This window comes from Rhizobium leguminosarum, from assembly GCF_002953715.1.
In the GTDB taxonomy this organism is placed as follows: Bacteria; Pseudomonadota; Alphaproteobacteria; order Rhizobiales; family Rhizobiaceae; genus Rhizobium; species Rhizobium leguminosarum_V.
In genome coordinates, this window is the sequence record NZ_CP025012.1 from 3,944,433 (window position 1) to 3,968,337 (window position 23,905).

Consider the following 23,905-nt stretch of genomic DNA (forward strand, 5'->3'; position numbering starts at 1 on the left):
CCCTTTTATGTTATTTCACAGCGCCGAAGGTCAGGCCGCGGACGAGTTGTTTCTGGCTGAACCAGCCAAGGATCAGGATCGGTGCGATCGCCATCGTCGATGCCGCCGAGAGCTTGGCGTAAAACAGGCCCTCGGGGCTGGAATAGGAAGCGATGAAGGCCGTCAGCGGCGCCGCCTTCGAGGCGGTGAGGTTGAGCGTCCAGAACGCCTCGTTCCAGGCAAGGATGATGTTCAAAAGCAGCGTCGAGGCAATGCCGGGCACCGCCATCGGCGTCAGCACGTAGACGATCTCCTTCATCAGCGACGCCCCATCCATGCGCGCCGCTTCGAGGATCTCGCCGGGGATTTCCTTGAAGTAGGTATAGAGCATCCAGACGATGATCGGCAGGTTGATCAGCGTCAGCACGATCACCAGGCCGGTGCGCGTGTCGAGCAGACCCGAATTGCGAAACAGCAGGTAGATCGGTATCAGCGCGCCGACCGGTGGCATCATCTTGGTCGACAGCATCCACATCAGCACGTCCTTGGTCCGCTTGGTCGGCGAAAACGCCATCGCCCAGGCGGCCGGAATGGCGATGATCAGGCCGATCAGTGTCGAGCCGAAGGAGATGATCACCGAGTTCATGAAGTGGCTGAGATAGTTCGACCGGCTTTGCACCTCGGCGTAGTTTTCCGTCGTCCAGTGGAAGAACAGGAACTGCGGCGGCGAGGCGATGGCGTCGGCTTCCGACTTGAAGCTGGTCAGGAACGTCCAGAGAATCGGGAAGAAGATCAGGATGCCGAGCGTCCAGGCGATCGCGGTGACGATGAGCTTGCGCTGCGTTGTGACTTTTCTGGCCATCTCAAGCCTCCAGATTCTTGCCGACGAGGCGCACGAGGAAGATCGCGACGATATTGGCGAGGATAACAGCCACGATACCACCGGCCGATGCCCCGCCGATATCGAACTGCAGCAGTGCCTGGGCATAGACGAGATAGGTAAGGTTGGTGCTGTCGGTGCCCGGCCCGCCATTGGTGGTGACGAGGATTTCGGCAAAGACCGAAAGCAGGAAGATCGTCTGGATCAGGATCACCACGGTGATGGCACGCGCCATGTGCGGCAGGATGATGTAGATGAATTTCGAGATCGGCCCGGCGCCGTCCATTTCGGAGGCTTCCTTCTGCTCCTCGTCGAGCGACTGCAGCGCGGTCAGCATGATGAGGGTGGCAAAGGGCAGCCACTGCCAGGCGACGATCAGAATGACGGAAAACAGCGGCGCGTTCGCCAGCCAGTCGATCGGCTGCAGGCCGAGCGCCTTGGCGAGATGGGCAAAGAGCCCGTTGACTGGGTTCATGAACATATTCTTCCAGACCAGTGCTGCCACCGTCGGCATGACGAAGAACGGCGCAATCACCAGGATACGCACGATGCCCTGGCCGTACATCGGCTGGTCGAGCAGCAGCGCAAAGGCGATGCCGCCGATGACGGTGATCAGCAACACGCCGGCGACGAGCAGCAGCGTATTGATCAGCGCCGCAAAAAAGGCCGGATCCGTCAGGAAGTATTCGTAGTTCAGAAAACCGACGAAGCTCTCCATGCCGGGGCTGAGCAGATTGTAGTTCAGCAGCGAGAAATAGATCGTCATCACTAGCGGGACGATCATCCATGCAAAGAGCAGCAGCACGGAGGGCGCGATCATCAGGCGCGCGGCGGAGCGGGTATGTAAGGTTGCCATGGCAATCACCGATCTGGACTGAAGCGGGGAGCGGCCGCAAGGCAGCTTTGTCTGAAAAAAGAGGCCGCCGATGCAGTTCGGGCAATCGGCGGCCCAGAGGGGCGGATTGTCAAGGATCCGCCTCTTGCTCAGGAGGTTTTATTTGATGTAGCCGGCCTTGGTCATTTCGCGGGTTGCCAGCTGCTGTGCGGCCTTCAGGGCCTGATCGACCGAAAGCTGGCCGGCAAGAGCTGCGGAGAACTGCTGGCCCACTGCCGTGCCGATGCCCTGGAATTCCGGGATCGCCACGAACTGGACGCCGACATAGGGGACCGGCTTGACGGTCGGCTTGCTCGGATCGGCCGAGTTGATCGAGTCGATCGTCGTCTTGGCGAAGGGAGCCGCCTTCTGGTACTCCGCATTCGCATAGAGCGAGCTGCGGGTGCCTGGAGGTGCATTCAGCCAGCCTTCCTTCTCGGCAACGAGGTTGGTGTAATCCTTGCTCGTGGCCCAGGCGACGAACTTCTCGGCGGCTTCGGCCTTCTGCGAACCTGCCGGGATGGCAAGGCTCCAGGCCCACAGCCAGTTGCCGCGCTTGCCGAGGCCCTTGTCGGGAGCCAGCGCAAAGCCGACCTTGTCGGCGACGGTCGATTCCTTCGGGTTGCTGACGAAGGATGCAGCAACGGTCGCATCGATCCACATGCCGCACTTGCCGGTCTGGAAGAGCGCCAGGTTCTCGTTGAAGCCGTTGGAGGAAGCGCCCGGAGGACCGGCATCCTTCATCAGCTTGACGTAGAAGTCGAGCGTGTCCTTCCATTCGGGCTGATCGAACTGCGGCTTCCAGCTTTCATCGAACCAGCGGGCGCCGAAGGAGTTGGACATGGCCGTCAGGAAGGCCATGTTCTCGCCCCAGCCGGCCTTGCCGCGCAGGCAGATGCCGTAGATTTCCTTGTCCTTGTTGGTGATCTTGCGAGCAGCGTCGGCAACGAAGTCCCAGGTCGGCGCGTCCGGCATCTTCAGGCCGGCGGCGTCGAACAGGTCCTTGCGGTACATGACCATCGAGCTTTCGCCGTAGAACGGCGCCGCATAGAGCTTGCCGTCCATGGTCAGGCCGCTGCGGATCGCCGGCAGCAGGTCATCGACGTCGTAATTGGCGCCGAGATTGTCGAGCGGCACCAGCCAGCCCTGCTTTGCCCAGATCGGCACTTCATAAGTGCCGATCGTCAGAACGTCGTACTGGCCGCCCTTGGTCGCGATGTCGGTCGTGACCTTCTGGCGCAGCACGTTTTCTTCGAGGGTTACCCATTCAAGGTCGATGCCGGGGTTCTTCGCCTTGAAATCATCCGTCAGCTTCTGCATCCGGATCATGTCGCCGTTGTTCACGGTCGCAATCGTAAGCGTTTCGGCCGAAGCCATACCGGCAAACGCCAGTGCTGAGCAGGCGCCCAGCAGAAAAGTTCTCAATGTCATAATCTTCCTCCCAGAAGATGGGGTGTGAGCATTCGCTTCGCTCATGGGCAATTACTCAACAAACGATAAAGAATGTCAATCGGCAATCGTTGCTGCAACGCCGAAGGCGGTAGTGATCCCATTGATTTAACTAGAATATTTTTTGCTCAGTTCTTGAGCAAAAACTCAGCGGTCTCTTCGTCGGTGATCAGAGCGTTGATTTGATGGCCGACAACGGCAGCCCTGATCGCCTTGAATTTGCGCTTGCCCTTGGCCAGCCCAATGACCATCGATGCGTCGCGGGACGGGATCGGCGCGGATGCGACGCGCTCGTTGATCGGGTTGTCGATCAGCCTGCCGTCGACATCGAAGATCCAGCCGCAGATCTCGCCGACAGCACCCCCGCGCATCAGCTCCATCATCTCGTCCTTCTCGAGAAAACCGTCGACGCAGAGCGGCCCATCGATGCCGAGCTCACCGATGCCGACGAAGGTGACATCGGCTTGCGCGCTCATATTAAGCGTCGAGCGCACCAGCTGTTGGCCATGCAGCAACTCGCGCTCTTCCGCCGAGGTGACGAGCACCGGCAGCGGCATCGGATAGTGTCGCGCCTTCACCGCATCGGCCATGCTGAAGATGACGTTGTAATAGGCCGCCGATCCGTCCGGGGCGATATTGCCGGTCAGCGAAACGATGCGGTGATTGGGACATTCGATCGCCGGAAGCTGGTCGACGGCCGCCTTCAGCGTGCGGCCGGTACCGATGGCGAGTACGATGGGTTCCGGCCGTTTCAGCCACCGCTCGATCTCGGCAGCGGCCGCCTCGGCGATACCGACCGTCGTCGACGACGACGCGGGATCGCTCGGCACCACCTCCACATGTTTCAGCCCGAATTTCCGGCGCAGCTGACTGCCGAGCTCCAGGCAGGCGGCGATCGGATGATCGAGCCGCACCTTGATCAGGCGCTCGGCGACCGCCAGCGACACCAGCCGCTGCGCCGATTGCCGCGAGATGCCCATCGCAGCGGCGATTTCGTCCTGCGTGCGCCCGGCGACGTAGTAAAGCCAGCCGGCACGCGCCGCATCGTCGAGCCGTGCAGGGGTCTCGGATCTTTTTACCATCTAATGCCTACCGCGCAAAGTGAGCCGGCGTGCCGTCGCCGAACAGGATTTGAGTCTGTATCGCGCCAGATCAAAACAAAATTCCGGCAAATGTCGAGCCTGTTGCAAGGAGCCCCGCCAAATAACCGCCGTCACTCGGGCAAACCCGCTCAGGCAAACCATTGCACGACGAGATAGATCGCCGCCTTCACGAGACCATAGATCACCCCGCCGGCGATGACGAGCGACACGGCCGTCATCACGAAGCCGATGAGCGCGAAGAGACCGTCACGGCCCAATATGCCGAAAGCGAAGACCGAGATCGTGATCGCCGGCAAAATGTTGCCGAGCGGGACCGGCAGCAACAGCACAATCGACAGCAGCAGGCATGCCGCCCCGGCAAGATATTCCGCCGGCGGTTCGGCGAAGATCGCCAGCCGCGGTTTCAGCATGCGTTCGGCCCAGGCGAGCCAGCGGTGGATGCGGCCGACGATGGACTCGAAATCCTCCCGGCGCATCGAACGGTTGGCAATCACCTTCGGCAGCCAGGGTTTCAGCCCGAAGGTCAGTTGCGCTGCCAGGAAGACCAATGGCGCCCCGAGCACTGCCGAGGTTCCGGGCGGAGTGGGAAAGGCGTTCGGAAGCGCGAAGATCAGCATCAACGCGCTGATCGCCCTGTCACCCATCGTGTCAAACAGATCGCCGATCGAGATCCGTTCGCGGCTCTGATCGGCAGCCATCTGCCGCAAAATGGATGAGAGGCGGCGGCCTTTGGGACGTGGTCTTCGGATGGTACTATTTTCTCTCGTATCGATCGTCGTGGGTCCGGCAGTTGATGAAAGTGTAGGGCCGGATTCTGGCGATGCAATATGCCAATTGAATGACTTGCGGGGTTAGAAATTACAGCTGTAATCGGAGCCGATGGGCGGGCTCACCCGATTTCTCCAACGTCTTGCCATGACGGAATGGAAGACGGAAACCCGTCCCGCCTATCCGATCTCCCCACCTGTGGGAGAGGTGTCCGGCAAAACAGAGGGGCTGGCAGACGGCCCGACCCTTAAGCCGGCGACATCACCGCCGAATGAGCGCTTGAAATTCCCCGCCAACAATGCAAGCAGACGCTGGGAGACCAGAAAACGGCAGAGTGGCAATGATCATTTCATTCGACATCGGTGGCACCGCCATCAAGGGTGGCATCGCTCGTTCCGAGACAGACATCGTTCCCCTCGGCCGCCGCCCGACGCCCAGGGATGATTTTGCCGCTTTCGTCGAGACCCTGCGCGGCATCATCGCCGAAACCGGCGAACAGCCGAACGGCATCGCCCTTTCCATCGCAGGAGTCGTCGACCCCGATACGCAACGCCTGATCTGCGCCAACATTCCCTGCATCCACGACCGCACGCTCGCGGCCGATCTCGAAGCCGAACTCGGCCTGCCGGTGCTGATCGCCAACGATGCCGACTGTTTCGCTATTGCCGAAGCCGGTCTCGGCGCTGGCCGCGGCCACCGCATCGTCTTCGGCGCCATCCTTGGCACCGGCGTTGGCGGCGGCCTGGTTGCCGACGGTCGCCTCGTCAACGAGGCCGGCGGCTTTGCCGGCGAATGGGGTCACGGGCCGATCATCGCATCCGCAGCCGGCAATCCGCCTGTGGCCATTCCCGCCTATGCCTGCGGCTGCGGCCAGAAAGGCTGCGTCGACACCGTCGGCGGCGCCCGCGGCCTGGAGCGCCTGCACAAGACGCTGCACGATCTCGACTTTGCCAGCGAGGAGATCATCGCTCAGTGGCGACACGGAGAGGAGAAGGCGACACGGACGATCGACGTCTATGTCGATCTCGTCGCCTCGCCCCTAGCGCTGACGATCAACATCACCGGCGCGACCATCGTGCCGGTCGGTGGCGGGCTTTCCAATGTCGAGCCGCTGCTTGCCGAGCTCGACCACGCCGTGCGCGCCCGCATCCTGCGCAAGTTCGATCGCCCGCTGGTGGTGCGCAGCGAATGCCGCATCGAACCCGGCCTGATCGGCGCAGCGCTTTTGGGGCTGAAGGCCGAGGCGGCCTGAAGCAATTCCACGAAAAGTGCGAAGCGATTTTCCATCCGGAATTGCGATTCCTTAAAGCACCGGCCACATCCGCACGATCGCTGCGAAGCGATCCCAGTCCTTGCGCGCAGAAGGCGTCCAGGCAGCCTCGGCGACCGCCGGGAGACGCGGAAAAACCAGCCGGTTGAAATAGGCGCGCGAGACGAAGTTCTCGGTCCAGATGCAGGCCTGGATGCCGCGCATCTTCTCCTGCAGCGCCTCCGGCAGCTCGCCCTCGGCCTCGTAAGCGTAGGTGTGTTCCGGCGGCGCGTAGCCCGCCCAGCTGGCGCCGGGCTCGGTCCAGGCTTCAGCCTGCGCCATGTCGAGATAATAGGCCTGCCCCGGCGTCATCACCACGTCGTAGCCTTCTTGTGCCAGCTCGATGCCGACGGCGGGCTTTTCCCAGGCCATCAGCAGCGTGCCGTCGCGGTCGACGCCGCCGCCATGCGAAACCTCGTTCCAGCCGACGAGTTTCTTGCCGCGCTCCGACAGCATGGCTTTGATACGTTTCAGGAAATAGGATTGCAGCTCGGCGGTGCCTGCCAGTTTCTCCCTCTCCATCAGTGCCTTGCAGAGCGGCGAGGAAAGCCAGGAGCCATGCGCCACTTCGTCGCCGCCGATATGGAGATATTCACTGGGGAACAGCGCCACCATCTCGTCGAACACCTTGCCGAGAAATTCATAGGTGAATTCCACCGCCGGATTAAGGGCGTTGTTCGGATAACCCTGCACCGAGCGGTAACTGTCCGGCGCCTCCTGGCCGTCGACGAGCTCGGGCAGGGAGAACAGCGTCGCCATGCTGTGGCCCGGAATATCGATTTCCGGCAGTACCTCGATATGCAGCGAGGCTGCATGCGCAACGATCCGCTTGGCATCCTCCTGCGTGTAATGACCGGAGCGCGTTTGCGCCCCGTCGCCGAGCTGCGGCACGAGCACTTCATCCGGCCCACGCCGTGCGCCGATCTCCGTCAGCGCGGGATAGGCCTTGATCTCCAGCCGCCACGCTTCGTCATCGGTCAGATGCCAGTGGAAGATGTTGAGCTTGTTCCAGGCGAGAATATCAATCAGCCGCACGACGTCTGCCACCGGATAGAACTGCCTGGACACATCGAGATGGCAGCCACGCCAGTCATAACGCGGTTGGTCGGCGATCGTGCCGAAATTGGGAAATTTGAAGCGCTCAGGATCGGCGCGGGCGCCGTGCAGCAGTTGCGCCAGGCTGATCAGCCCGTAATGCCGACCGGCGGCATCCGCACTCGAAAGCACGACCTCATGCGCCGTAAAACGCAGTTCGTAGGCGAAGGCGGCGATCGACGATTCGGTGACGAAACGAATGGCCCGCCCGCCTTCGACGGCACCGAGGGAAAACGGCATATTGTCGACCGGATAGAGGCGCTGGTAGAGTTCCATAACCAGCGACAGCGCCTTGACCGCATCAGGCCGCGTCCGCTCGGCCGGATAAAGGATAACCGGCAGCTCTCCCGCCTTCAGCCCGAGCGCCAGCGGCCAGGGCAGCAGCGAATAAGGTTCCTCGGCCCGGCCGGGCGGCAGAAGCGGCGGCGCCACGCCACCATCCCGGCCTTCGAGCATGAGATCGCCGAAACCAACAGGAACGTGGCGTCCGTCGCCAAGTGTCAGATAGGCTGATTTGACGCCGGCCGTCCTATGTTTCGGCTCCCTGGTCAGCCCCTCGACGGTGAACCGCCAGCGCCCGCCGGGCGGCACGCTCAGGTCTTCGGGCGGCAGGAATTCATGGAAATGCGCGACCTGCCGCTTGAGGCTGCCGCCGTCGCAGACATGTCTGTCGGCAACCCGCGTCTCTGACGTATAGGCGAGCGAAAAACTGGACAGCAGCTCTGCCGAAAGGTTGAAAAGCGTGAAGGCGAGGCGCCCGAAACTGCCCTCGATCGGGCTCCAGCTTGCTTCCAGATGGTAATCGGCCATGGTCGGGTCCTGCCTCGTCGCTGAGCGGCCGGGATCGCGGTTGGTATCCCGGCATGCTTTGGCAGCTTAGCTTTTTCGAGGCGGCAATGGAATCGGCGCACGAGGACCTGTAGCCAAGGAAAACGGCGCGGCTTTCGCCGCGCCGTCCTCACTCTGCTGCCAACGCCGGCGGATGTCTGTCATCCGCCTCTTCCTGGATGGCGTCGGCATGCTGGCCTGGCTCGTCCTTTGCCTTTGGCTCCCGGCCGAAGAAAAGGGCGTAACCGGCGGGCAGAACGAGAATGGTGAGCACGGTCGCAACCAGGATACCGCCCATCATCGCGTAGGCAAGCGGACCCCAGAAGACACCACGCGAGATCGGGATCAGCGCCAGCACGGCGGTCAGCGCCGTCAGCATGATCGGCCGGAAACGTCGCACGGCCGCGCCGACAATCGCCTCCTGCCGGTGCATGCCGGCCTTGATGTCCTGGTCGATCTGATCGACCAGGATGATCGAATTGCGCATGATGATACCGAGCAGCGCGATGACGCCGAGGATCGCCACGAAGCCGAAGGGCGCGCCGCTGATCAGCAATGCGGCCGCCGCACCGATGATCCCGAGCGGTCCGGTGGCGAGCACCAGCATCGCCTTGCCGAAATGCTGCAGCTGCACCATCAGCAGCACGATGATGACCGCGAGCATGATCGGCGCCTTGGCGGCGATCGACATCTGGCTTTCTGCCGCATCCTCGGCGCCGCCCTGGATCTCGACATTATAGCCGGCCGGCAGGCTGTCGCGCAGATCCTTCATGTCGGCATACATCTTCATCACCACGTCGTTCGGCTGCACATCGTCAGGCAGCGTGGCGCGCACGGTGATCGTCGGCAGCCTGTTGCGCCGCCATTCGATGCCCTGCTCCATGACGGGCACGACCTTGGCGACCTGCGAGACCGGTACGAAGCCGCCGAAATCCGTCGGGACATAGACCGAGTTGACCGCCGACAGCAGCGAGCGGCTGGCATCCGGCTCGCGGGCGACGATCGAAACCGTCTCCTCGCCGTCGCGGAAATCGTCGAGTGCAGCCCCTGACATGGCGGTCTGCAACATCTGGCGGACACGCTGCGAGGTGACGCCGAGTGCCCGGGCGCGGTCCTGGTCGATCACCAGCTTCATCGCCGGCACCTCTTCCAGCCAATCGTCATGGATGGCGCCGAGCTCCGGATTGGCCTGGAAGCGCGCCTTTACCTGATCGGCGATCTCCCTGACTTCCTGACGGTCGGGGCCCATCACGCGCATCTGCACCGGCCAGCCGGTCGGCGGACCAAGGAAGAGGCGGTCGACCTTGCCGCGAATATCGGGGAAGTCTTCCGCAAGGATCGCCCGCAGCTTGACGATCAGCCGCTCGCGCGCCGGTTCGTCATTGGCCATGACGAGCAGCTGGGCGAAGTTCGGATTGCGCAGCTGCTGGTCGAGCGGCAGGAAGAAGCGCGGCGCGCCCTCGCCGATATAGGTGGCGATAAACCGCTTGTCGGGATCATCCATCATCTTGGCTTCGAGTGCCTTTGCCTGCACCTCGACTTCCTTGATGCTGGTGCCCTCGGGCAGCCAGAGATCGACGAGGATTTCCGGCCGCGAGGATTGCGGGAAGAAATTCTGCGGAATGAACTGGAAGGCCCAGAGGCTGGTGACGAAGGTGCCGAGCGTCAGCAGCAGCACGATGACGCGGTGGCGCACCGCCCAGCCGACCGTGCCGCGCAGCCTGCGGTAGAAGCCGGTGTCGAAGGCGTCGTGATGCTCGCCGGCGTGATGGCGCTGCTTGAGGATCATATAGCCGAGCCACGGCGTGAAGTAGACCGCGACGAACCACGAGGTGACAAGCGCGATGCCGACGACGTAGAACAGCGACCGCACATATTCGCCGGCCGTCGAGGCGGCGAAGCCGACCGGAATGAAGCCGGCCGTGGTTATCAGCGTGCCCGTCAACATCGGGAAGGCAGTCGAGGAATAGGCGAAGCTTGCCGCGTCGATCTTGACGAGCCCCTCCTCCAGCTTTCGCTCCATCATCTCGACGACGATCATCGCATCGTCGACAAGCAGGCCGAGCGCGATGATCAGCGCGCCGAGTGAGATGCGCTGCAGATCGATGCCGAGTTCGTACATCAGCGCAAAGGTGGCAGCCAGCACCAGCGGAATGGCGATGGCGATGACGAGGCCCGATCGCCAGCCGATCGACACGAACGAGACGACGAGCACGATGATGAGAGCTTCGCCGAGCGCATGCATGAATTCGCTGACCGCATCCGTCACCACGTCGGGCTGGTTGGCGATCTGATCGACGGCGACGCCATAGGGCAGCGCCGCCTCGAAACGTTGATAGGTCGCCTCCACGCCCTTGCCGACATCGGTCACGTTGAAGCCCTTGGCCATCACGACGCCGACCTGAACGCTGTCGTGGCCGTTGAAACGGTACTTGCGCTGGTAGGGATCTTCGAGCCCGGAACTGACGGTGGCGATATCGCCGAGGCGCGTTACCTGGCCGCCGGCGCGAAGGCGCAGCTCGCGGATATCGGCCGCCTTCTTCACGTCGCCTTCGACCGATATGCGCACCGAGCGCAGGCCGGTATCGACCGAGCCTGCCGGATCGACATTGTTTTGGCCCTTGATGGCGTTTTGCAGATCGAGGATCGTCAGGCCGCGCTCGGAGAGCGCCTTGGACGAGACGTCGATATAGATCTTCTCAGGCTGGTCGCCGATGATGACGGCCTTTTCGACGCCCGGCGTCGTCAACAGCATGTCACGCGCCTGGATCGCGAATTTCTTCAGTTCCGGATAGGAATAGCCGTCGCCGCTGATCGAATGCAGCGTGATGAAGGTGTCGCCGAACTCGTCGTTGAAATAAGGGCCGAGCAGGCCTTGCGGCAGCTCGCTGGAGATGTCGCCGACCTTCTTGCGTACCTGGTAGAAGGCATCCGCCACTTCCTGCGAATTCGTGTCGCCCTTGACCTGCAGGGTGATGATCGCACTGCCCGCCCGCGTATAGGACTTGACCCAGTCGATATGCGGCGTTTCCTGCAGCTTGCGCTCGATCTTGTTGACGACCTGATCTTCCATTTCCTGAATGGAAGCACCTGGCCAGATCGCCTGAACGACCATGACGCGGAAGGTGAATTCAGGATCCTCGCGCTGGCCCATGCGCATCAGGCCGAGCACGCCGGTGATGATGATCAGCCCGAAAAGGAAGCGGGCGATGCTTGGATGTCCGATCGCCCAGCGCGATAGATTGAAGGGCCGCTTCTCGGTGGTGGCGTCCATGGTCTTGTTCCCTATATCCTGTGGCGCGATCAGCGGACGGTCTGGTCCGTGGCGGCCAGGGCCGACTGCTGGTCCGGCACCTTCACCTTCAGGTTCTCGCTCATGAACTGCGTGCCGGCCGAAACGACGAGATCGCCGGTATCGAGACCCTCGGTCACATGCACGCCGTCGCCGGTGAAGTCGGCGACCTTGATGTCGCGGCTATGCACGGTCGCCGTGTCGCGGTCGACGGTCCAGACCATCTGCTTGCCGTCTTTCTCAGCCAGGGCGCTGAGTGGGATCGAGACATAGCTGTTGCCGTTGCTGACATCGGCCTCGATCGTCGCCGTCATGCCGAGCAACACCTGCGGATCGTTCGGCAGGCTCACCCGGACCGCAAAGGTGCGCGACTGCTGGTCGGCGCTGCCGGAAACCTCGCGCACCTTGCCGTCGAGCACCAGCCTGTCGTCAGCCCAGAAGCTGGCCTTGACTGTCTTGCCCGGCTTGAATTCGGCAATGTCGTTTTCCGGAACCGCAATCTGCACTTCCTTTTCGCCGTCGACGGCAACGGCGACGACGGGAGTGCCGGACGCAACGACCTGGCCGACATCGGCATTGATCGTCGTGACAATCCCGTTGTGGTCGGCCTTCAGCTCCGCATAACTCACCTGGTTCTTCGCCTGATCGAGCGCCGAGACGGCGGCATCGCGGCTTGAAACGGCCTGATCGTAGCTGAGCGACGCTTGCTCGAGCTGGGATTTCGGCGAAACATTCTTGTCGAACAGCTGCTGATTGCGCTTGTTCACGAGATCGGCGGTTTCGACGCCTTTTTCAGCGGCTGCGAGATTGGCTTCCGCCGTCTTGACCGCCAGCTGGTAATCGGTGGAGTCCATCCGAGCGAGCACGTCGCCCGGCTTCACCTTATCGCCGATATCGACGAGGCGTTCGGTGATCTTGCCGGCGACGCGAAATCCGAGGTTCATCTCGGTGCGCGCCTTGACCGAGCCCGAATAGTCGAGCTTGCGGGTGTCGCCGGCCTTGGCGATCTCGACGACCTTCACCGGCCGGATGACTTGCTTGACCTCAGCCTTCTCTTCCGAGCAGGCAGAAACGCCGATGCCGATGGCGCCGATGAGCGCGAGACTGGCGACGGACGGCATGCGATGGCTGAGGGTCTTGAGCGAAAACATCTTCCGCACTCCTGGATCGTTTCGGGGGTCCCGACGGCGGCTGCCGTCCATTATTTCTTCAGCGCCCTGATCACGTAGTCGATCAGTTCGTCGACGCTTGCGCGGTTGGTTTTGGCAAGACATTGCGCCACCATCTGCGGATGGCAGAGCGTGTTCGTCGCGGCACCGAAGCAGCGCGAGGCAACGACCGGGTCCTGCTCGGCGAACTCGCCGGCCGCAATGCCTTCGGCGATGATTTCGGCAATGAGATCATGGACGCGGTCGATATGTTTTTCGATGACGTGCCAGTCGCGTTCGATCGCGACGATGATCATCTCGTGCACCTTCATCTCGTCGAGCATCAGGTCCAGCGTCAACTGATGCTGGGTCTCCACATAGCGGCGCAGCCGCTCGCCGGCGCTGATCGGCTGATGGCGGATGTCGTAGGCGATCTGATAAGCGGTGGCGAGCATGCGCCCGCAGAGCGCCTGGTGGATTTCCACCTTGGAGGCGAAGAAACGATAGATATTGGCCGGCGACATGCCGAGATCGCGGGCAATGTCGGCCACCGTCGTCTTGCTGTAGCCATAGTGACGGAACAGCCGCTCGGCCGCATCGAGGATGCGCGTGACATTCTCCTGCCGCGTGATGTCGAGTGTATTTTCCGTGAGATCGTTCATAAGTTTCGAGGCCTGAATTACGACTGACGATTTTCGAATTTCGTCAGTCGTAAAATATCAGGCGCTACTTGTCAATATGCCGCGGCGCAGCACAAGCGTCGCGGATTGAGGACGGATCCGGCACAAGCGACGACTTGAGAAGATCGATGCACAGGGAGAAGGCCTGTACCGAACCCGTCATGCCGACAGCCAATGACTTCGGAATAATCAGACCCGAGAATGCGGGCCGCAAATGGAAAGTGCCGCGGCGAGAAGCGCGCGGCACGTCTTCAATGGAGTGACGTGTCAGACGATCTTGACGTCGAGTGTGATCGGCACAGAGGCGAGCGCCTTGGAAACCGGGCAGCCGGCCTTTGCCTTATTGGCGAGTTCGGTGAAGGTCGCCTCATCGGCACCAGGAATACGGCCGGAGAGCGAGAGATGGATGGCGGTGATGGCAAAGCCGCCCTCGACGCTTTCGAGCGTTACCTTGGCAGAGGTTTCCATATGCTCGGCGGTAAAGCCGGCTTCACCGAGGATCAACGACAGCGCCATGGTGAAGCAGCCGGCATGGGCGGCACCTATCAGTTCTTCCGGGTTGGTGCCGGCAACGCCTTCGAAGCGGCTCGCAAAGCCGTAGGGATAATCCTTCAAGGCGCCGCTCTGCGTCGAGATCAGGCCTTTTCCGTCCTTGAGGCCACCGGTCCAATGAGCCGAAGCCGTGCGATTGATCTGCATGCCGTCCTCCTGTTTTCAATTGTGTTTTCAGAAAGCGGCAGGGGCCGCTCCATGCCTGCGGGAGATCAGATAGCCTTCCCGATGGGCAATATAATGCTCTATATCGAGAAGACGACAGGCTTGTAAAAATAGCGGGGTCGAAGCCCTTCAGGCGGAATGCTGCAGCACGCTGAGGCCGCCGTCGATCGTCAGGCAGGTGGCATTGATGAACGGGCACTCGTCCGAGATCATGAACACGGCCGCCATGGCGATCTCCTCCGGCGTCGCGATGCGCCCGCCGGGATGCAGTTTCATCGTCTCGGCCTTTGCCGCCTCCGGATCAGGGAAGCCGTTCCAGTAATCGATCACCTTCTGCGTCGAGACATAGCCCGGCGCCAGCGCGTTCACGCGGATATTGCGAGCCGCATATTCGAGCCCTAAGGATTTCGTCATTCCGAGCAGAGCGTGTTTTGCCAGCGGATAGGGAAATGTGTGCGGGATGATGGTGAAAGCGTGCGTCGAGGCGATGTTGAGGATAACGCCGCCGCCCTGTTCGATCAGGCCCGGCAGCACCGCCTTGCAGCAGTTCCATGCGCCCTTCAGATTGATGTCGAAGCAGCGGTTCCATTCCTCGTCCGTCGTCTCGAGCGGTTCGGCAAAGACATTCACCCCGGCATTGTTGACGAGCGCGTTCAGCTGTCCGATCTCTTCATTCGCCTGAGCGACCAATGTCGTGATCGTCCCGGCATCGGTAATATCGGCCGGCAGATAACCAAGCCGGCCGCCACTGCTCTGGAGCTCTTTCGTTGTCTTCGCCAGCAGCGCGGCATCGCGATCGACGAGAAAGACGGCGGCATCCTCCCGCATGAAAGCCTTCGCCATCGCAAGACCGATACCCTGCGCGGCACCTGTTATCAGGATGTTCTTGCCCTGCAGGCGGCCGCCCATCTATCTCACCTCCGATTGAACCGGCAGTTCCGACATCAGGATCGTCACCGTGCCGGCAAGAGCCTCCCCCGGCGCAAGCGGCGCAAGCCCACCGAAATCACGAAGGTGATGGCCGTTCGGCAGGTGGCTCATCGGCTCGAGGCAGAAGAAGTCGCTCCGGTTGACCGGCATATACAGCATGAAGCGATCGAGCGCACCGTCGGCTTCCAGCGCCGCCTGAATTCCAAGTTCCGGCCAGGCGATTGCCGCCCGCCCATTCCAGCCCTCGAAGGCATTGTTCATCCATCTCTGCGGCAAAAGCTTTTCGGATCTGAAATCGAAATAGTCCGGCACAGGGCCAGGCATCTCGGGCAGATGGTCCGGCCGCTCGCTCCAATAGCGATCGGCCGCAATCGTCAGTCGCGTCTTTGGCGTGCGCGCGAAGAAGGGATGTTGACCGAGCCCGAAAGGAAGAGCCGCTTCGCCGCGGTTTTCCACGGAAAGCCTCAGCACCAGTGCATTGCCGGCGAGACGGATCTCCTGCCGAGTAAGATAGGCATAAGGTGAAACACTGTCGGCGCTGCGGGAAAAGCAGAACTGCGCATGCTCCGGGCTGGAGTCTTCAAGCTGCCAGAGGCTGAGCCAGCCGTCGCCGTGCCGATAGAGCGGATCGGAAGTATTCGGCTGGAAGGCATAGTCGCGTCCGGCAAAGGACATGATATTGCCTTCCACGCGATTGCCGAACGGCACCATCGCGAAATTCGCCATCATACCTTCAGGACCGCCGGCCGCCACGAGAAAGGGGATGCCTCGATACGTCGCGGCGGTGACGGCGGCACCCCGACGGCTGACCCGGACGGCGAGATCGCCATGCCTCAGTTCGATGTCGTTACCGGCTTGTCCCTGGCTCATCCGCGCCGTCCTGCAGCCGAAGATCTCAAATTGTCGAGCAACACTGCGATCAGCAGGATCAGCCCGCGGACCACATACTGATAGAACGCCTGGATATTCAAGAGGTTCATGACGTTTTCGGCAATGCCCATGATCAGCACGCCGACGATGACGCCGCTCATCGCCGCCCGGCCGCCGGCCAGCGAAACGCCACCGAGAACGCAGGCCGAAATCACCGAAAGCTCAAGCCCTGTCGCCGCATTCGGCTGGCCGGAGGTGATGCGGGAGGCAAGCAGGATGCCGGCAATGCCGCAGACAAGTCCCTGCAGCGCAAAGATCCAGATGCGCATGTTGACGACATTGACGCCGGCAAGCCGCGAGGCCTCGGGATTGCCGCCGATCGCCAGGGTGTTCTTGCCGAAGACGGTGCGATTGAGCACGAAACCGAAGAGGATGAAAAGGATCAGCATGATCCAGATCGGCGTCGGCACGGTCAGAAATCGCGACAAGGCAAGCTGGTAGAAGGCGGGATCATTGATGCCGACGGCGCGGCCATCGGAGGCGATCAGCGCCAGCCCGCGCACGATCTGCATGGTCGCAAGCGTGGTGATCAGCGCATTGATGCGAAAGCGCGCAATGACGATGCCGTTAACGAAACCAACGACGGCGCCGCAAAGCAGGGCAGCGAGCAGCCCGACGGGAATGGAGCCCGTCGCATTCGAGACCATTACCGCGATCATGCCGGAGAAGGCGACGATCGATCCGACCGAAAGGTCGAAATCGCGCGACGCCAGGCAGAACATCATCGTGCAGGCAACGATGCCGATCGTGACGACCGACTGTAGCAGCCCCAGCATGTTTCGCTCGGTCAGGAAGTTCGGAACGAAGAGCGAGACGATCACGAAGGCAGCAGTGAAGATCACCACCAGCCCCTGTTCGCCGAGAAGGATTTTTTTCAACGAATTCATTGTCTGTATTCCCAATCCTAAATGGTGCCTGCGGCATTCTTGTCGGGAAGCGCTGCCGTCAGGATGTTGCGCTCGTCGAAATCCTGGCGGATGACATTGGCCGCCACCCTGCCCTGGCACATCACCATGATGCGATCGGAAATGCCCATGACTTCGGGCAACTCGCTTGATATCACCACGATCGCCATGCCGCCGGCCGCAAGTTCGTAGAGGATTTCGTAGATTTCCGATTTCGCCCCGACATCGATGCCGCGCGTCGGCTCGTCGATGACCAGGACCTTGATGCCCTGCTCGGACAGCCAGCGGCCGAGAATGACCTTCTGCTGATTGCCGCCCGAGAGGTTGATGATGTCCTGCTTGCGCGACGGCGTCCGCACCCGAAGCTTGGCGATGAACCGATCCGCCAGCGCCGCCTCTTGTCTTGGGCTCAGAATGCCGAAGGGCGAAAAATGCCGGCGTGACGAGATCGCGATATTCTCTTCGATCGATCGCCCTTGGACGATGCCGTCGAACTTGCGGTCCTCGGGGCAGAGTACCATGCCGGCATTGATCGCCGCCTTCGGATTGTTCGGCGAAACGGCAATGCCGTCGATCGTGACCCGGCCCTGATGCCTGGTGTCGGCGCCGTAAAGCAGCCGAGCCATCTCGCTGCGGCCGGCGCCGATCAACCCGAAGAAACCGAGAATTTCGCCCTGGCGGACGGAAAAGCTGATCGGATGACGCAGCCTTGACCCCGACAGGCCCTTGACCTCCAGCCGTACGTCGCCGAGCGCGCGTTCGCGCCAGCCCCAGACATTGCTGATCTCGCGTCCGACCATTTCCGAAATGATCTGTTCGCGCGTGGTTTCGGCGATCTGAGGATGGTGGGCGGCAAGTTTGCCGTCGCGCAGCACTGTCAGGCTGTCGCAAAGACGGAAGATCTCGTCGAGACGATGCGAGACGTAGAGGATGACCGTTCCCTTCGCCTTCAGCCTGTCGATGAGTGAAAACAGGATTTCGCTTTCGCGCGAGGAAAGCGAGGAGGTCGGCTCGTCGAGCGCAATCACCCGCGCATCGAGCATGACGGCCTTGGCGATCTCGACCATCTGCCGCGCACCGATCGAAAGCGAGGCGACCTTGGCCGACGGATCGACATCGATGCCGATCTCCTGGAGCTTCGACCGCACCGTCTCGATCAGTATCTTCGAATGGATGACGCCGCCCTTGGCCGGAAAGCGCCCGAGCCATAGATTTTCGGCGACCGTCAACTCCGGAACGAGCTGCAGTTCCTGATGGATGACGATGACGCCGGCATGGAAGGCGTCGCGGACGGACCCGTATCTCTGCACCTCGCCGTCGATGAGGATGTTGCCGCCATCGGCGGCCTGATCGCCTGACAGGACCCGGATCAGCGTCGATTTACCGGCACCGTTTTCGCCCATCAGTCCGTGGACGGCGCCCTTCTCGACCGTGAAGGAAACATTCGCCAGCGCCTGCACGCCGGGGTAACCCTTGGAGATATTGCTGAATTCGAGGAAAGCCATCATCGCTCCGTCGAGAAAGACCCGGCGGCACGCTGTGCGGCCGCCGGACGATATCATCTTGGAAGGACGATCACTCGATGCCAAGATCCTTGCGGACCTTCTCATAATCGTCGCGCAGCGCTAGGGAACCGGAGGTCAGCGTCAGCTTTGCCGGCTCCTTGTCGTTGGCAATCCAGTCGTACATGTTGAGCGCCGTTTCGTAGCCGTGGCGCTTCGGCGAGATGATGACGGTGCCGAAGAAGCCCGTCGCCGCCGGCTTCTTGAATTCATTGATCGCCGATTCCGCGCCGCCAATGCCGACACCGATGACGTTGGCGGCCGGAATACCGACCGATTCGGAGGCACGGACGGCGCCGAGGACAGCTTCGTCGTTGAGGCCGAAGGCGACCCAGTATTTCACGTCGGCATGCTTGTTGAGAACGGTGGTTGCCGCGTTGAGCGCCGCTTCCGTATCCGTCTTCGCCTGTGGCGCATCATAGATGTTTTCGGCCGGGAAACCGGCGGACTTCAGCACCGACATCGCACCTTCGACGCGGTCGACGGCCGTCGGCAGCTGGTCATAGGAGACCCGCACGGCGCCGACATTCTTCATGTCCCAGCCACGCTTCTTGATTTCGTCGACGATCGCCTGGCCGACGGTCTCGCCGATCTTGGTGGCTGAAATGCCCATATGCGGCACGTCTTCCAGCGGCTTGCCGTCGGCGCTGACGAGGCGGTCGTCGACGGTCATCAGCTTCAGCTGGTTGGCTTCAGCCTTGGCGACGATGCCGGGACCGAGCTTGACGTCGGGCGTGCAGATGATGAAGCCCTGCGCACCCTGAGCGCCGAGATTATCGATCGCCGACTGGACCTTCTCGCCGTCTTCGGCGCCGATCTTGACGACGGTGAAGCCTTTTTCCTTGGCGGCCTGGTCGGCGAATTTCCATTCGTCCTGGAACCACGGCTCCTCAGGCTGCTTGACGATAAACCCTATCTTGACGTCCGCGGAAAATGCCGAGCCGGCTGCCAGAATGGCAAAAGTGCCAGCCAGAATGGCTGCTTTGAACAAGCGCATGTCTCTCTCCCTAAACTCTCAAAAACCGAGCAGCTGCCTCCCAGGCAACGTCCAATGAATTATGATAAATCATCATACCAGTCAATTGCCAATGTATGATGATTGGAATAATAGGATTATTGACGAGATGCCGGGAGGAAGCGTCGCAAAGCGGATCGAATTCGGATAATCAGGTTCGATTGCCTAGCACGCGAGACAGAGCGGAGAGGTGAGTTGGAAACAATCGAGCGACAGAGCGGGGCCGAAAGCCGCCGCATCGAGCGCCGACCGCGCGTACGCCGCAACGTCACGGCGGCGATCGCTCAGGATATCTGTGCGGACCGCTATCCCTCGGGCTCGCCGCTGCCCCGCGAGAACGATCTCTGCGAACTCTACGGCGTCAGCCGCACCGTCATTCGCGAATCGTTGAAAGTGCTGGAATCCAAAGGCCTTGTTCGTGGCAAGCCGCGCATCGGAACCACCGTCTGCGACAAGGACGACTGGAATATCCTCGACGCTGACGTGCTTGAATGGATGGGTCCCTATATCAAGGATTTCGACCTGCTCGGCTGCATTCTCGAAGCCCGCCGCACCATCGAGCCGGCAGCCGCCGAATATGCCGCCGAGCGCGCCAGCGCCCAGGAGATCGCCGATCTCGACAATGCCTGGCGGCAGATGCGCGACAGCGCCCGCGACCCGGAAAGCTTCACCGATGCCGACGTCATGTTCCACACGGTGCTGCTCACCGCCAGCCACAATCAGGTCTTCCGCCGCCTGTCGAGCGCCATTCACGCGGCGCTGAAATATGCGCTGCATGCCTCCAATATCGGTGTCGAGAATCGCGAGGATGCGGTGCTCGTTCACGGCCAGCTGGTCGAGGCCCTGCGCATGCGCGACAAAACAGGCGCCCGTGAATGCGCCAACCGCATGCTCGATCTTGCGGTGCGCGATCTAGCCGCCGCCGAAAAAGCGATCGGCAGAACGAAATGACCGATCACGACAAATCTGCGGACGTGCCGCCGATCGCAAACCCGGGAAGAGACTGAAAGAACAGCGATGAAGATCACCAAACTCACCACCTATATCGTTCCCCCGCGCTGGCTGTTTTTGAAGGTCGAGACCGATGAAGGCATCGTCGGCTGGGGCGAGCCGGTCGTCGAAGGCCGTGCGCTCACCGTTCAGGCCGCCGTCCATGAGCTGGAAGACTACCTGATCGGCAAGGATCCTTTCCTGATCGAAGACCACTGGACCGTGATGTATCGCGGCGGCTTCTATCGCGGCGGCGCCGTCCACATGAGCGCGATCTCGGGCATCGACCAGGCGCTGTGGGACATCAAGGGCAAAGCGCTCGGCCAGCCGATCCATTCCCTGCTCGGCGGCCAGCTCCGTGATCGCATCAAGGTCTATTCCTGGATCGGCGGCGATCGTCCCTCGGATGTCGCCAACAATGCCAAGGAAGTGGTTGCCCGCGGCTTCAAGGCGATCAAGCTCAATGGCTGCGAGGAAATGCAGATCGTTGACACCAACGAAAAGGTAGAGAAAGCAGTCGAGACCATCGCCGCCATCCGCGAGGCGATCGGCCCGCATATCGGCATCGGCGTCGATTTCCACGGCCGCGTCCACAAGCCGATGGCGAAGGTTCTCGCCAAGGAGCTGGATCCCTACAAGCTGATGTTCATCGAAGAGCCGGTGCTTTCCGAAAACAAGGAAGCGCTGCGCGATATCGTCAACCATACGTCGACGCCGATCGCGCTCGGTGAACGGCTCTTTTCGCGCTGGGACTTCAAGCAGGTTCTCTCCGACGGTTATGTCGACATCATCCAGCCGGATCTCTCCCATGCCGGCGGCATCACCGAATGCCGCAAGATCGCGGCGATGGCCGAAGCCTACGACGTGGCGCTAGCGCCGCATTGCCCGCTGGGCCCGATCGCGCTCGCCGCCTGCCTGCAGGTCGATGCCGTCAGCTACAATGCCTTCATCCAGGAACAGAGCCTCGGCATCCACTACAACAAGGGCAACGACATCCTCGACTATATCTCCAACAAGGAGGTGTTCCACTATGCCGATGGTTTCGTCTCGATCCCGCAGGGTCCGGGTCTCGGCATCGAGGTCGACGAAGCCTATGTCATCGAGCGCGCCAAGGAAGGTCACCGCTGGCGCAACCCGATCTGGCGGCACGCCGACGGCAGCTTCGCCGAGTGGTGACAGCGCATAACCCCGAAAATCGGAACCGATTTTCGGAAAGGATTATGCGCAACTCAAAGTGATAGGGTCGCGCAAGCGGCCCTTTTTCATTCCCCGTGTAGGATATCGCGTGTTCCGTCCGTCATAGTCGAAGCTCAAAGAGGAGATTTCAAAATGGCCAGAGCAATCGCAATCATCGTCGGCCGCATCATCTTCAGCTTCGTCTTCTTCATGGCCGCCGGCTTCAAGTTCGCCGATATCGGTGCGACGGCCGGCTATATCACCGCTGCCGGCTTTCCGATGGCGACATTCCTTGCCTGGGTCGCCGCCTTCTTCGAGATCGCGCTGGCGCTCGCTTTCATATCAGGAGCTTTCTTCACCGAGGCCAGCCTGCTCGCAGCCATCTATGTGATCTTCCTCGCTTTCGCCTTCCACGGTCCGTCCCATTGGCAGCAGAACCAGGCCGAGTTCGGCTTCTTCGTCGATCACTTTACCTTCCTCGCCGGTCTGCTCTTTGCCGCGGTCCACGGGCCGGAGAAATGGGCGTTGAGCCACAGCCTCCTCAGGAAGCTCTAGCATCGGCCCGAAAATCGGAATCGATTTTCGGAAAGCACGATACGAGGATTGAAAGAGTTAGAGCGTCCTTTGTGCGTCCGAAAGGACGCACGGCGCTCGAGCCGGGTGCCACCGCCTACACCGCAACCAAGGCCGGCCAGGTCGCCATGGTCCAGCAGCTCGCCCTCGAACTCGGCCGGCACGGCATCCGCGTCAATGCCGTCTGCCCCGGCGAGATCGAGACCAATATCAGCGCCAATACCGACAGCCGCCACCGCGAGGAAACGGAGGTTCCGGTCATCTGGCCTGAGGGCGATATCCCGATTGCCGGCGGCAAGGCAGGCAAGAGCGAGGATGTCGCCGAAACCATCCTTTTCCTCGCATCCGAGCGCGCCCGACACATTACCGGTACGCCAATCTGGATTGACGGCGGTCAGGGCCTGTTGCGATAGCCCTTGCAGTCAGGAACTCAGCCGTTCAGCCGGGCGCTGTCGAGAGTATAAAGTTCCTGCGCGCGCTGCACGCCACGCAACGCATAGCGTCCGACGCAGGCGAGTGCGGTACGCTGCTGCTCCGGTATCGCCGCGGCGAAATCGGAGGAGATCAGCAGGTTGAGATCGACGGAACGACACATCGAGGCGATCCGGCTGACCTCGTTGACGGCAGGTCCGATGACGGTGAAGTCCAACCGGTCCTGGCTGCCGATATTGCCGTAGAAGACATCGCCGATATGCAGGCCGATATAGACGTCGGTCGTCGCCCGGCCGTCGGCCGCACGCGCGGCATTCAGCGTGGTCAGCTTTTCCCGCAGCAACGATTCGGCACTTAGCGCCGCACGACACGTCTCCGCCGGCACCTCGCCCTTAAAGATGGCGAGCACACCGTCGCCGATCAGCTTCAGCACGTTGCCGCCGGATTCGTGGACCGCCGTAATCACCGCCTCGCTATAGTCGTTGAGCAGCGGGATGATCTCCTCCGGCGGCACGCTGTCGGAGATCTTGGTGTAGTTCAGCAGGTCCGAAAACCAGAGTGCCGCGGAAATTCGCTCCGATTTGCCGCGGCTGATCTTGCCTTCCATCACCTGGCGCGCGGCGTCCTCGCCGAGATAGACCTCGGCGATGGTGCGGGCGATACGCCCGAGCGCGATACATTTGATCGCCAGCCCCAGCACCGGCACCAGCTTGCGCAGAATGGCGAGGTCGTGATCGGAAAAGCCCTCAGGATGTTTCGTCGCGAAATGCGAGAAGAAGCAATCCATCTCGCCGATCGTGCCGGCCTCGGAAAAACGATGCATCATCGCCACAAAGTCGGTGTGACCGGCTTCAGCGATCGTATCGAGCATGGAAAAATCGATCGGATCGCCGAAGCCGAGACGCCGGCGTATCTCCCGCTCGTCGCGAGACCAAAGATGATAGAAGGCCGAACGTTGCCAGTTCGACGCCGCCTCCCCCGAGATCGTCGGACCATATTCGAATTCGGTCTGGACTTCCTCGACGCTGTCCCAGCGGAAGGCGCGGCCCTCATGCACCGGATGCAGCGTATCCATCAGCGCCAGACCACGGTCGAGCGGCAGGCCGGCATCCCGGCAAGCCGAGCAGAAACCGGTCATGAGCTCGGCTTCCGAAGCGCCCTTCAGTCCCTGCTCCGTGATCCACGCTGCAATCGTGCTGACGTCGCTGTAATCCATGTTCTCACCTTCACTCGTACTAAAGTTGTAGCTCGAATTCGGCATCGAAGGAAA

20 protein-coding genes and 1 pseudogene are annotated in these 23,905 nt (G+C 61.5%); 5 read left to right on the top strand and 16 right to left on the bottom strand.

The annotated features are described in order from the left end of the window. Nucleotides 1–10: 10 nt before the first annotated feature. The 5 genes from CUJ84_RS19650 to CUJ84_RS19670 all read right to left on the bottom strand — a co-directional run bounded on the left by CUJ84_RS19650 (nucleotide 11) and on the right by CUJ84_RS19670 (nucleotide 4,983). Nucleotides 11–841: a carbohydrate ABC transporter permease gene (locus CUJ84_RS19650; RefSeq protein ID WP_018072683.1), complete on the bottom strand. Its 831-nt coding sequence runs from the start codon at nucleotides 839–841 to the stop codon at nucleotides 11–13. A gap of 1 nt (nucleotide 842) precedes the next feature. Then, nucleotides 843–1,715, bottom strand: a complete 873-nt coding sequence (locus tag CUJ84_RS19655; protein WP_018497491.1) for a carbohydrate ABC transporter permease — start codon at nucleotides 1,713–1,715, stop codon at nucleotides 843–845. Nucleotides 1,716–1,853: 138 nt separating this feature from the next. Continuing rightward, nucleotides 1,854–3,164, bottom strand: a complete 1,311-nt coding sequence (locus CUJ84_RS19660; RefSeq protein ID WP_105007440.1) for an ABC transporter substrate-binding protein — start codon at nucleotides 3,162–3,164, stop codon at nucleotides 1,854–1,856. 146 nt (nucleotides 3,165–3,310) lie between these two features. Continuing rightward, nucleotides 3,311–4,264 carry a sugar-binding transcriptional regulator gene (locus CUJ84_RS19665; RefSeq protein ID WP_018072680.1) on the bottom strand — a complete coding sequence of 318 codons (954 nt, stop codon included), beginning with the start codon at nucleotides 4,262–4,264 and terminating at the stop codon, nucleotides 3,311–3,313. Between the two features lie 149 nt (nucleotides 4,265–4,413). Beyond that, complete coding sequence (locus tag CUJ84_RS19670) at nucleotides 4,414–4,983, bottom strand: exopolysaccharide biosynthesis protein (RefSeq protein WP_233941643.1); 570 nt, start codon at nucleotides 4,981–4,983, stop codon at nucleotides 4,414–4,416. Nucleotides 4,984–5,393: 410 nt separating this feature from the next. Here CUJ84_RS19670 and CUJ84_RS19675 point away from each other — a divergent pair, with 410 nt between their 5' ends. Next, on the top strand, nucleotides 5,394–6,305 hold the full coding sequence (locus tag CUJ84_RS19675; protein WP_105007441.1) for an ROK family protein: 912 nt from the start codon (nucleotides 5,394–5,396) through the stop codon (nucleotides 6,303–6,305). 51 nt (nucleotides 6,306–6,356) lie between these two features. Here CUJ84_RS19675 and CUJ84_RS19680 read toward each other — a convergent pair whose 3' ends face one another. The 10 genes from CUJ84_RS19680 to CUJ84_RS19725 form a co-directional block, all read right to left on the bottom strand. Beyond that, nucleotides 6,357–8,267, bottom strand: a complete 1,911-nt coding sequence (locus tag CUJ84_RS19680; RefSeq protein ID WP_105007442.1) for a beta-N-acetylhexosaminidase — start codon at nucleotides 8,265–8,267, stop codon at nucleotides 6,357–6,359. 148 nt (nucleotides 8,268–8,415) lie between these two features. Then, nucleotides 8,416–11,559: an efflux RND transporter permease subunit gene (locus tag CUJ84_RS19685; RefSeq protein ID WP_105007443.1), complete on the bottom strand. Its 3,144-nt coding sequence runs from the start codon at nucleotides 11,557–11,559 to the stop codon at nucleotides 8,416–8,418. A 29-nt stretch (nucleotides 11,560–11,588) separates the two neighbouring features. Further along, nucleotides 11,589–12,728, bottom strand: a complete 1,140-nt coding sequence (locus CUJ84_RS19690) for an efflux RND transporter periplasmic adaptor subunit (RefSeq protein ID WP_105007444.1) — start codon at nucleotides 12,726–12,728, stop codon at nucleotides 11,589–11,591. Between the two features lie 50 nt (nucleotides 12,729–12,778). Continuing rightward, nucleotides 12,779–13,387 (bottom strand): TetR family transcriptional regulator, encoded by a 609-nt coding sequence (locus CUJ84_RS19695; RefSeq protein ID WP_105007445.1) that lies wholly within the window; start codon nucleotides 13,385–13,387, stop codon nucleotides 12,779–12,781. Between the two features lie 285 nt (nucleotides 13,388–13,672). After that, the gene (locus CUJ84_RS19700; RefSeq protein ID WP_017967997.1) at nucleotides 13,673–14,104 is read right to left on the bottom strand and encodes an OsmC family protein; all 432 of its coding nucleotides are present in this window, start codon (nucleotides 14,102–14,104) and stop codon (nucleotides 13,673–13,675) included. Nucleotides 14,105–14,251: 147 nt separating this feature from the next. Then, entirely contained in the window at nucleotides 14,252–15,031 is a 780-nt protein-coding gene (locus CUJ84_RS19705) for an SDR family oxidoreductase (RefSeq protein WP_105007446.1), read from the bottom strand. Beyond that, nucleotides 15,032–15,922 carry an aldose 1-epimerase gene (locus CUJ84_RS19710; protein WP_105007447.1) on the bottom strand — a complete coding sequence of 297 codons (891 nt, stop codon included), beginning with the start codon at nucleotides 15,920–15,922 and terminating at the stop codon, nucleotides 15,032–15,034. It lies immediately after the preceding gene. Then, nucleotides 15,919–16,869 (bottom strand): L-arabinose ABC transporter permease AraH, encoded by a 951-nt coding sequence (gene araH / locus CUJ84_RS19715; protein ID WP_105007448.1) that lies wholly within the window; start codon nucleotides 16,867–16,869, stop codon nucleotides 15,919–15,921. The genes CUJ84_RS19710 and araH overlap by 4 nt, the downstream gene beginning before the upstream one ends. Nucleotides 16,870–16,886: 17 nt before the next feature. Next, the gene (gene araG, locus CUJ84_RS19720; RefSeq protein WP_105008252.1) at nucleotides 16,887–18,392 is read right to left on the bottom strand and encodes an L-arabinose ABC transporter ATP-binding protein AraG; all 1,506 of its coding nucleotides are present in this window, start codon (nucleotides 18,390–18,392) and stop codon (nucleotides 16,887–16,889) included. A 70-nt stretch (nucleotides 18,393–18,462) separates the two neighbouring features. After that, nucleotides 18,463–19,446: an arabinose ABC transporter substrate-binding protein gene (locus tag CUJ84_RS19725; protein WP_105007449.1), complete on the bottom strand. Its 984-nt coding sequence runs from the start codon at nucleotides 19,444–19,446 to the stop codon at nucleotides 18,463–18,465. A 213-nt stretch (nucleotides 19,447–19,659) separates the two neighbouring features. On the opposite strand from CUJ84_RS19725, the gene CUJ84_RS19730 reads away from it, so the two are divergent. The 4 genes and pseudogenes from CUJ84_RS19730 to CUJ84_RS19745 form a co-directional block, all read left to right on the top strand. Further along, on the top strand, nucleotides 19,660–20,415 hold the full coding sequence (locus tag CUJ84_RS19730) for a FadR/GntR family transcriptional regulator (RefSeq protein ID WP_105007450.1): 756 nt from the start codon (nucleotides 19,660–19,662) through the stop codon (nucleotides 20,413–20,415). A 66-nt stretch (nucleotides 20,416–20,481) separates the two neighbouring features. Then, nucleotides 20,482–21,630, top strand: a complete 1,149-nt coding sequence (gene dgoD, locus CUJ84_RS19735; RefSeq protein ID WP_064249342.1) for a galactonate dehydratase — start codon at nucleotides 20,482–20,484, stop codon at nucleotides 21,628–21,630. Between the two features lie 153 nt (nucleotides 21,631–21,783). Further along, nucleotides 21,784–22,185 (top strand): DoxX family protein, encoded by a 402-nt coding sequence (locus CUJ84_RS19740; RefSeq protein ID WP_105007451.1) that lies wholly within the window; start codon nucleotides 21,784–21,786, stop codon nucleotides 22,183–22,185. An 86-nt stretch (nucleotides 22,186–22,271) separates the two neighbouring features. Then, a pseudogene (locus CUJ84_RS19745) lies at nucleotides 22,272–22,616 on the top strand (SDR family oxidoreductase); the annotation flags it as partial. Nucleotides 22,617–22,633: 17 nt separating this feature from the next. Here CUJ84_RS19745 and CUJ84_RS19750 read toward each other — a convergent pair. After that, complete coding sequence (locus CUJ84_RS19750) at nucleotides 22,634–23,851, bottom strand: adenylate/guanylate cyclase domain-containing protein (protein WP_105007452.1); 1,218 nt, start codon at nucleotides 23,849–23,851, stop codon at nucleotides 22,634–22,636. Nucleotides 23,852–23,905: the final 54 nt, after the last annotated feature.